Here is an 8,479-nt window from a genome sequence, read left to right on the forward strand (position 1 = left end):
TTAGCGCATTAGCTAAATAGCTAAATAGTGGCCACGGCCTCACCGCCGCGCTGTTCGATCGGCCGACGATCGCCTGGCCGGACGGCGGATCACAGCTGCGAGCGCGTTTCGATCCGCACCATGTACTGGCGCGGGGCTGCAGGGCTGGTTGGCCGGGCTACGCGCAGCCCTCGCCTCCCTCAGTGCCGCGGCTGCCCGCGTTCCGTCGTGTCAGCGCCTGCCCCTGTGGGGGCTGCGGCGGGAGCGCTCCGACCGCGCAGCCTGTCCATCTCCCGCCACTCCGGCCGCAGCCCGGTCAGGTTCGTGGTGAGGGCGTAGGCGGCCCCGCAGGCCAGCAGCGCCGGTGCCACTCCGGCTGCTGCCACCGCTACTCCGCCCAGCAGCCCGCCCAGGGGGATCCCGGCCCAGGCCAGCGCGTCCTGCAGCGCGTTGACCCGGCCAAGGAGGCGCTGCGGGATTCGCTCGAACGAGACCGCTCCCAGGATCGGGTTGAGGAACCCGCCGCTGAACCCGCTCATCGCGAACACCGCCACCATCGCCCACACCGGCGCGTCCACCGCCAGGATGAGGAACCGCGGCGGCCCGGCCAGCAGGAAGGCCACGAAGAATAGCGGTCGGCGCCGCATCCGGTGCGCCACCATCGCCGCAACCAGGCTGCCGCCGACCGCGGTCAGCCCCATCACACTGCTGTTGAGCCCGAGCACGGCGGGACCGTGGCCGGAGTCCTTGGCCCATACCGGCGCGAGCACCTGGCTGAAGGCCGCATCCAGCAGGTTCGTGACACCGATCATGACGACCACGGTGAGCAGCAGCGGCTCGCCGCGCAGGAATGCCAGGCCTTGGCCGAACCGCCGCCAGTACCGCTCATCCTCGTCCTGAACGGGGGCGCGGTGTCCCATGTCGCGTGGCAGCGCGCACGCCACGACCACCGAGCCGAGCGCGAAGCAGGTGGCGCTGATGCCCAGGCTCGCCAGCGGCCCGAGCAGGACCACCATCGCGCCGCCTACCGCGGGCCCCACCGTCTGGGCCAGTCGCTCGGTCACGCCCATCAGCCCGGTGGCGCGCTCCAGCGGCACGCGCCCGCGCTGGGCCGCCTCAGGAACCATGATCTCCTTGGCCAGGTCGCCGGGCCCGCGGGCTGCACCGACCACCGCGACCAGGGCGATCAGCGCGCCCAGCGGAAGCAGGTCCAGCGCGTGCAGCGCGACCACGGCCCCGGCCGCCGCAGCGCTGGCCACGTCGGCCACCCACGAGATCCGGCGCGGCCCGATCCGGTCGACCAGCGGCCCGGTCAACGCCTTGACCAGCACGTACGGGGCCATCTCCGCGAACGCCACCACCCCGGTTTGCGCCGCGCTCCCGGTGCTCGTCAGCACGAACCAGGGCAGCGCGATGGCCGACACCCGCGTCCCGGTCAGTGCCACCGCCATGGCCGCGAGCACGCCGGCCATCGGGCGTAACGACCCGCGCGCCCCCGTCACGAGCCCTCCGTCAGCTCTGGCAGGACCTGCGTGATCAGCGAGACCCGTACCGCGCCCTCAGGCGCCGACTCTCCCGGCACGTCGCGCCGATAGCGCGCCACGACCTCGCTCAGCTCCTCGCGCAGCCGCCGACTCTCTTCCAGAGTGAGCCGCAGCGCGAAGGAGCTGAGGTCCATCACGCGCCGCCACTCTTGCGGCATGGTTTGCAGCTCGTTCAGCGCCTGCTGGGTGCGCAGGTTGTACAGGGCGGCGATGGACTGCATGTAGGCCAGGACCGCCTCCGGCTCCCGCTCAGACAGGTCATCGTCGGTGAGCCGGGTGATCCGGTGGATCGAGCGCCACCAGCGCTCGCGGGCATTGCCGCGCTCGGTGTCCTCCTCCACGAACCCCGCCGCGCCAAGCCTGCGCAGGTGGTAACTGGCCGTGCCCGAGTTCACCCCCAACCGCTCGGCCAGCCGGGTGGCGGTGGACGGGCCGTGCTTGCGCAGCAGGTCCACCAGTTGCACGCGAACCGGATGGGCCAGCGCCCGCAAGCCCTTGGCGTCGAGGACGACCACGCTCTCATGGGAATCCGCCATGCCTCGAAGCGTAGACCGCCAACAGTTCTTCGCAAAGAGTTCTTCGCGAAGAACTGTTGGCAATCGGCGCAGGCAGTTCCTAATGGAGACTGGGGCCCATGGTGAAGGCGGCACGGTCGGGGTCCGGCAGCCACTGGCGGCGCGGGTCGAACGGCCGGAAGTTGGTCACGATGAAGCTGATGAGCAGGGCCAGCACCGGGTGATGGTTCTGGCGGTGGCAGAGCAGCGAGCACGGGTACGCCGGCGCGGGGTCGACGATCGGGATCTGGACAGTGCGCGGATGCCAGGGCACCCGCATCCGCTCCCCCACGAATCCGATGCGTCCGCCGGTGCCGATCTCCTCCACGTAGTACTCCCAGCCGAAGTCCGGCCCTGAAGTGTCGATCCGGACGTCGAACGCGTCGCTCAGGAGGCGGTAGAACTCGGCCCACTCACTGTCCGGGACGTTGCCGGGCATCCACACGGTCGATCCGGACAACCGTTCCATCTCCACCTGCTGTCGGCCGGCGAGGGGGTGGTCGCGGCTGACCAGCAGATGCAGCGGCTCAAGGTGTGCCGGTACGTGCCTGAGCTCCTCCTCCAGCATCCCGCTGACCCGGGCGAAGGCGGCGTCGAGGGACCCGTGGACGAGCGCGCGGCGCGCGGATCTGAGCCCGTTCGAGGTGGTGACGTCGACGTTCACGTCCCCGACGGTCTGGTGGAACGCCCGGATCAGATCGACGGATGACAGCCGGGTGTCGAGCACATCGACCCGGAGTGAGCGGCGCCGGCCGCGCAGCACCTCGAGTGCCTGGTCGGCGATGCCGACGAGGGCGCGCGCGTGAGGCAGGAACGCTCTGCCGTCCTCGGTCAGGTCGGCCCCGTTGCGGGACCGGAAGAACAACCTCACGCCAAGGTCGGACTCCAGCTTCGCGATCCGCTTGGAGACGGCCTGCTGGCTGATCCCCAGCCGGGCCGCGGCCTCGCTGAAATACAGGTCCTCGGTGACGGCGACGAAAGCGCGAACCGCGCCAAGGTCAAGATCCCCCGCAACCCCTTCCACAACCGTTGAATGTGGTGAATCGGTATGTCGTTTGTTGGACAACCGCGCCTGCTCTCGGGTCGAATGCTCGAGTTCGCAGGCGAGCGTACAACCAGGAGGCGTGGCCGTGACGCCGAGCGGATCCGCGAGACGCCGCGCGGCGCGGGGCTGACGGAGAATGGCCTTGACCTATCCCAGAAGGCTGGGCTGGTCGATCACCCACAACCACGTGCCGTCATCCTGGCGGCGAGCCACCTCGACGGTGACACCGCCGTCAGGCAAGCGCACCGAGGTGAGCGCCAGGTCGCCGTTACGCAGCGTGGGCTGCTGCTGCCCAGGAGCGAAGGTGGGCCCATCGCTGACCAGATGCTCATAGGCCTGGCGGATCTCGCTGGCTCCCTTGGCGATCTGGCCGTTCGGCAACGCCAGCACCGCGTCCGGTTCGTAGAGCGCCACCAGCCCGGCAACGTCGCCCGCGTTGAGCCGCTCCACGATGAACCGGCTGAGATCCTCCGGCTGGACGGCACGCTCCCTGACATCATCACCGGTCATTTCCTGTAACTCCCATCGGATCTGGCCAAGCTGCCTCGGACAGCAAGCGATCATGCCAGGCAGGTACGACAAACCAGCACTACCCGGCTCCGCGTTCCAACGGGCCGGAGTGCCAGAAACGTGGCTGGTCTTTCCCATCGGGGGCGCTCAAGGCCGCCGTGCTGAAGCAGGCGCGTCCGGGACCACTGCTACCGGCGTCGGACGCGTCCCATGGCACGAGCGGCCCAGATGATCTCGAGGGGCGACGGTGGGATGCCCGCCGTTTGGCCTATTCTTGATCAACAAATGTTGATATTGAGGAGGTATCCCCGAATGGGCGGTATCAAGCGAAGTGCGACCTTTGCGCTCGGGATGGCGGTCACGCTGGCGGCGTCCGTCACGTTGAGCGGTCCGGCCATGGCGGCGTCCTCGCCCATCGAGGCCTGCGGCGGCGGCAGCTACCACGTCATCGACAGCCATGCCTTCGGCTCCAGCGCCACCACCTATCTCCTCTACAACGGCACCACCAACTGCGTGGTGACCTGGAAGACGGGAGCGGTGGGCAACAGCGCCTGGGTACGTGCGGTGGTGCAGGCGTACGGCTCACCGGGGAAGGTGGACGCGGACAACTACCGCTATTACGCCGGCCCAGTCAAGGTCAACGCGCCTGGCACCTGCATCATGTGGGGTGGCTCCTATGGCAGCCAGTGGTACGAGAGCCCATGGGAGCACTGCGGCTGACCTTTGACGCCTCGCAGCCGAAGCCCCCTTCCGGTGTCGGGGCTTCTCCAGGTGTCTTCATGGCAGGGGCCCCGGACATCCCGTTCAGGTCCCTGCCGTGTGTCGCGGCCGACCTATCCCCCGTCCAGCGCACCGGACCCAGTCCGCCTCGTCCTCACTCCTACTCACCAGCTAGAACACGACTTGCCTGGGCCGTGCCGCGCCGGGTCAGCGGCTGGCGAGCTCGGAGAAGATCTCCACCAGTTCAGGCCGGTCGACCGGGCCGACATGGGGTGCCGCGACGCTTCGCACGTCAGTCGGGTTGTCCGGAGTGAGGCGGTCGGCCTCGGCGATGAATCGGTCCTGCAGCGCCGGCGGAATCAGCCGGTCGAGCGTGAAGCGCACATACGTCCGGGGAATCCGGCCCCAGGTGTGTGCCTCGCCCCGGGCTTCAGCCAGGGGGATGCTGGCGGTCTCGTCCGGTTCGAGCATGTTGAGCAGCCGGCTCACTCCCTCGTCGGTGAAGTCGCCGGCGAGGCACTCCTTGATGCCTTGGAACACCGCCGGGTCGGCCGAGCGCCAGTTGAGCCGGCTCACCCCCAGGACTGCTGGATCGGCGACCATCGCCTGGGCCACTTGAGGCAGCAGACTGTCGCTATTCTCCGGCGTGCTGAGATAGGCGGTCATGTTCGGCAGGTCCACGCAGCAGTACGCCGCGACATAGACGACCCGTTCCAGCAGTTCGGGGATGGCGTTGCCGACTCTGCTCACGGTTACGCCGCCCTGGCTCATGCCGGCAAGGATCACGGGCCCATGGCGGCGGGCCCGGCGCACCACATCCACAACGCGCTCGACATAGTCGTCGATGGTGATCTTGGCCAGCGGCGACGGTTCGGTTGCCAGCGCCTCGAGGTCCTGCGGGGCCTGGTACGAACGGGGGTAGAACGCCTCGCGGCCGTGTCCCGGAAGGTCGACGGCCACGCACCGGTGCCCGCGCAGGGTGAGTTCGCTGGTCAGCCCCGAAGCCCAGGCCGAGGAGGAGTTGGTACCGTGGATGAACACCAGGGTCGGTGGTCGCCGATCGGCGTCGCGAGCCTCGGCTGCAAAGTTCGTTGTCATTGACGTTCTCTCCTTTGTCTGTTGGACGGGTGGTGTGAGTCGGCGGTCACCGGTGCGGTGGGCGCCACATCGGCCACAGGAGCGGGCTGTCGGCCACGCGAACCGGTTCGCCGAGATCCTCGAACCCGTGCCTCTGGTAGAGGGCACGGCTCCGGGGCGAACTCGCCTCCAGATACGCGGCGAGCCCGTCGGCGTCGGCTCGCTCCAGCCGGTGCCGCAACATCGCCGAGCCGAGCCCGGCGCCCTGCCGCCCGCTGACCACCCCCATGCAGGGGAGGTAGAGGTGCGGTTCGCGATCGGGGTGCCGTAGGGCCAGCGCCTGCCCCAGGGCCAGCAACCGCGCGCCGTTCTCTCCGAAGACCGAGTTCGAGCCCGCCTCGGACGCGTCCGAATGCTCCTCATGGGGCGCCTGGCCCGCGGCCAACGTCATCCACACGGAGGCGCCCTCGCGCTGGTCGACCAGGTACGCCTCACCATCGGGATGGGCGAGCAGCGGGCGGTAGAAGTGCCTCTGGAGAAGACCTCGCTCGCCCGCCTTGGGGAAGAGCCAGCAGACGAGGGGATCGTTCATGAACGCCTCGGTGAGGACGTCCAACACTGCCTGCCGGTCTTCGTCATCCGCCTGCCGCACGGATGCGTACGGCGTATCAAGTGCCATGCGTACATCGTAGTGAGACCGCCGTAAAACTAGGCCCTTCTCAGTGATCTTGGCGGAAAAAGTGAACTAGTACTGTAGAGATTGAACTAGTACACTGCCAACAGGAAACGACCTCACCAACGACTCGGGGGCTCTATGTCGTCGTCAACGCAGCGACCGGACCCGCCATACCGGCAGATCGTCGCGGAGATCCGCGCCCGGATCCTGGCCGGCGACCTGCGGCCCGGCGATCGGATGCCGTCCATCCGGCAGATCGCCCAGCGATGGGGCGTCGCGGTCGCCACCGCAACCAGAGTGATGGCGACTCTTCGCGACGAGGGGCTTGTCGAAGCGAAGGTCGGCTCCGGCACGGTGGTCAGCGCACGCACGAGCCAGAAACAGCCGGTCGGCCTGACCGCGCCACCGAGACCTCAGCGGGCCGACATCCCCAAGCAGGCTCTGAACCGGGAGCACGTCCTCCGCACCGCCATCGCGATCGCCGACGTCGAGGGGCTCGACGCCGTGTCCATGCGGCGACTCGCCGCCGAGCTCGGAGTCGGTCCGATGTCGCTGTACCGGCACGTGGCGAACAAGGACGAACTGGTGACGCAGATGGTCGACGAAGTCTTCGGCGAACCAGAGCTGCCCATCCCGGGGCCGGACGGGTGGCGGGCCAAGCTCGAACTGATCTCCCGCCGGCAATGGGAGCTGTGCCGGCGACACCTCTGGCTGCCCAGGGCCGTCTCCTTCGTTCGCCCGTTGCTCGTGCCCAACGTGATGGCACACACCGAGTGGACTCTGCGCGCACTCGACGGGCTTGGGCTGCCCATGACGACACAGATCCGCGAGGCACTCACCCTGCACGCACTGGTCGTCACCGTTGCCCTGTCCATGGCGGACGAGGTCGAAGCGGAGCAGGAGACCGGTGTGACGCTCGACCGGTGGTGGCTGACACAGCGGAAGCGGGCCGACGAACTCCTCGACAGCGGGCGATTCCCGCTGCTGGCGACGATTCCAGAGGAAGCGGTGTCGGACCTGGACGGATTGTTCGAGTACAGCCTTGCCCGCCATCTCGACGGTTTCGCCGCCCTGCTGGAGGATCAAGCCGATCATGAGGGCACGGCGGACGGTTGACGAGGAGCCGGCCCAAGCGAGGCCGCGGCCGCCGCGACCTGGAGCGGAGGCCATGTCGCCGCGACGGTTGACCATGACGCAGCGTCAACCTCTCAGCATGGTGGCATGAACACGAAAACCAGGCGCGAAGAGCACGGAGATCGTCGTCGCTGAAGACGAGGTCGTCGAGCCCGCGCGGACCCGCCGGGCCATCGCCGAGGCCACACCTGCCCGGGGAGCACACAGCAACATCCCGCTCTTGCCCCCCAGGGGTGCCGTCAAAGACGTACGCCGGCGGTCATCACGCATTCGGCCCCGGTCAGGACCGCCGGATCGCGACGACGTCGAACTCCAGCGTCACCTTCTCACTGACCAGGACACTGGTCGCGGCGTTCCAGTTCACGCCCCAGTCCTTGCGGCTGATCGTGACGCTGCCCCCGAAGCCGACTCGGAAGTCGCCCCTCGGGTCGTTCTCGGCGCCGGTCAGCTCGAAGTCCACGGTGACCGGCTTGGTCACGCCGCGGATGGTCAGGTCACCGGTGGCCTTGAAGGTGGTCGCGTCGACCTGCTTCACCTTGGTCGAGGTGAAGGTGATGGCCGGATGGTTGTCCACGTCCAGGAACGTGCTGCGCAGTTGGTCGTCGCGCTGCTGGTTGCGGGTCTGGATGCTCATCGCCTGGATCGTGAGCTGGGCACTGGACTTCGACGGGTCGTCGCCGTCCAGGTGCGCGCTGCCTTCGAACTTGTCGAACTGCCCGCGTACTCTCGTGGCCATCGCGTGCCGGGCGACGAAGCCGATCCGTGTGTGGGCGGTGTCGAGGACGTAGTCGCCGGTCAGCTCGCTGAGCGTGGTCGTGGTTGTCATGCTTGGTCGCTCCAAGAGGGGAAAGAGGTAGTTAATCGCTCAGGTCTGAGCCGGTCATGATTCGTGCATGGACCCGGGCGTCGCGTGGGACGCCGAGCCCGTCAGCGGAGTGGCGTCCAGGTACTTGACCTCATAGACGCGCTCCGTGCACCTCCAGCCGCCCGAGGTGCGCTGGTAGCGGTCGTGGTACACGGAGCAGTTCAGGTACGAGCCGCCGTCGCGCATGCGTCCGAACTTGGCGACGAATGTACGGCCGACCGCGGCGTCACCCTCGAAACTGGACCGTGCCCGGGTGGTGTCGCTGAGCGTTCCTGTCAGCTGGATGGTGTCTCAGTAGTCCGACGACACAGCCGCTGGGAATGTGAGGCGACGCGCCAACCTGACAGTTCGGCGCGGTGCCTCGTCGAACTGGTG

At 68.2% G+C, this 8,479-nt stretch carries 10 protein-coding genes; 2 read left to right on the plus strand and 8 right to left on the minus strand.

Annotation, left to right across the window (positions count from 1 at the left end):
- Positions 1 to 179: 179 nt before the first annotated feature.
- The 4 genes from ABZ297_RS27050 to ABZ297_RS27065 form a co-directional block, all read right to left on the minus strand.
- Positions 180 to 1,481, minus strand: coding sequence for an MFS transporter (locus ABZ297_RS27050; protein ID WP_355351321.1), 1,302 nt, complete (start codon positions 1,479 to 1,481; stop codon positions 180 to 182).
- Positions 1,478 to 2,059: a helix-turn-helix domain-containing protein gene (locus ABZ297_RS27055; RefSeq protein WP_355351323.1), complete on the minus strand. Its 582-nt coding sequence runs from the start codon at positions 2,057 to 2,059 to the stop codon at positions 1,478 to 1,480. Before ABZ297_RS27055 ends, ABZ297_RS27050 begins: the two co-directional genes overlap by 4 nt.
- A 79-nt stretch (positions 2,060 to 2,138) precedes the next feature.
- Complete coding sequence (locus ABZ297_RS27060; RefSeq protein ID WP_355351325.1) at positions 2,139 to 3,101, minus strand: LysR family transcriptional regulator; 963 nt, start codon at positions 3,099 to 3,101, stop codon at positions 2,139 to 2,141.
- Between the two features lie 168 nt (positions 3,102 to 3,269).
- Positions 3,270 to 3,632 carry a nuclear transport factor 2 family protein gene (locus ABZ297_RS27065; RefSeq protein ID WP_355351327.1) on the minus strand — a complete coding sequence of 121 codons (363 nt, stop codon included), beginning with the start codon at positions 3,630 to 3,632 and terminating at the stop codon, positions 3,270 to 3,272.
- Between the two features lie 312 nt (positions 3,633 to 3,944).
- Here ABZ297_RS27065 and ABZ297_RS27070 point away from each other — a divergent pair, with 312 nt between their 5' ends.
- Positions 3,945 to 4,352 (plus strand): spore-associated protein A, encoded by a 408-nt coding sequence (locus ABZ297_RS27070; protein WP_355351329.1) that lies wholly within the window; start codon positions 3,945 to 3,947, stop codon positions 4,350 to 4,352.
- A gap of 207 nt (positions 4,353 to 4,559) precedes the next feature.
- On the opposite strand, the gene ABZ297_RS27075 is transcribed toward ABZ297_RS27070, so the two are convergent.
- Together ABZ297_RS27075 and ABZ297_RS27080 are read right to left on the minus strand one after the other, a co-directional pair.
- Positions 4,560 to 5,450: an alpha/beta hydrolase gene (locus ABZ297_RS27075; protein WP_355351331.1), complete on the minus strand. Its 891-nt coding sequence runs from the start codon at positions 5,448 to 5,450 to the stop codon at positions 4,560 to 4,562.
- A gap of 46 nt (positions 5,451 to 5,496) precedes the next feature.
- Positions 5,497 to 6,108 (minus strand): GNAT family N-acetyltransferase, encoded by a 612-nt coding sequence (locus ABZ297_RS27080; RefSeq protein WP_355351333.1) that lies wholly within the window; start codon positions 6,106 to 6,108, stop codon positions 5,497 to 5,499.
- A gap of 135 nt (positions 6,109 to 6,243) precedes the next feature.
- Between ABZ297_RS27080 and ABZ297_RS27085 the strand changes: the two genes are divergently transcribed.
- On the plus strand, positions 6,244 to 7,221 hold the full coding sequence (locus tag ABZ297_RS27085) for a GntR family transcriptional regulator (protein ID WP_355351335.1): 978 nt from the start codon (positions 6,244 to 6,246) through the stop codon (positions 7,219 to 7,221).
- A gap of 298 nt (positions 7,222 to 7,519) precedes the next feature.
- On the opposite strand, the gene ABZ297_RS27090 is transcribed toward ABZ297_RS27085, so the two are convergent.
- The gene (locus ABZ297_RS27090; RefSeq protein ID WP_355351337.1) at positions 7,520 to 8,065 is read right to left on the minus strand and encodes a YceI family protein; all 546 of its coding nucleotides are present in this window, start codon (positions 8,063 to 8,065) and stop codon (positions 7,520 to 7,522) included.
- Between the two features lie 54 nt (positions 8,066 to 8,119).
- Complete coding sequence (locus ABZ297_RS27095) at positions 8,120 to 8,389, minus strand: nuclear transport factor 2 family protein (protein ID WP_355351343.1); 270 nt, start codon at positions 8,387 to 8,389, stop codon at positions 8,120 to 8,122.
- Positions 8,390 to 8,479: the final 90 nt, after the last annotated feature.

This window comes from Nonomuraea sp. NPDC005983 (assembly GCF_040614375.1).
Taxonomy (GTDB): domain Bacteria; phylum Actinomycetota; class Actinomycetes; order Streptosporangiales; family Streptosporangiaceae; genus Nonomuraea.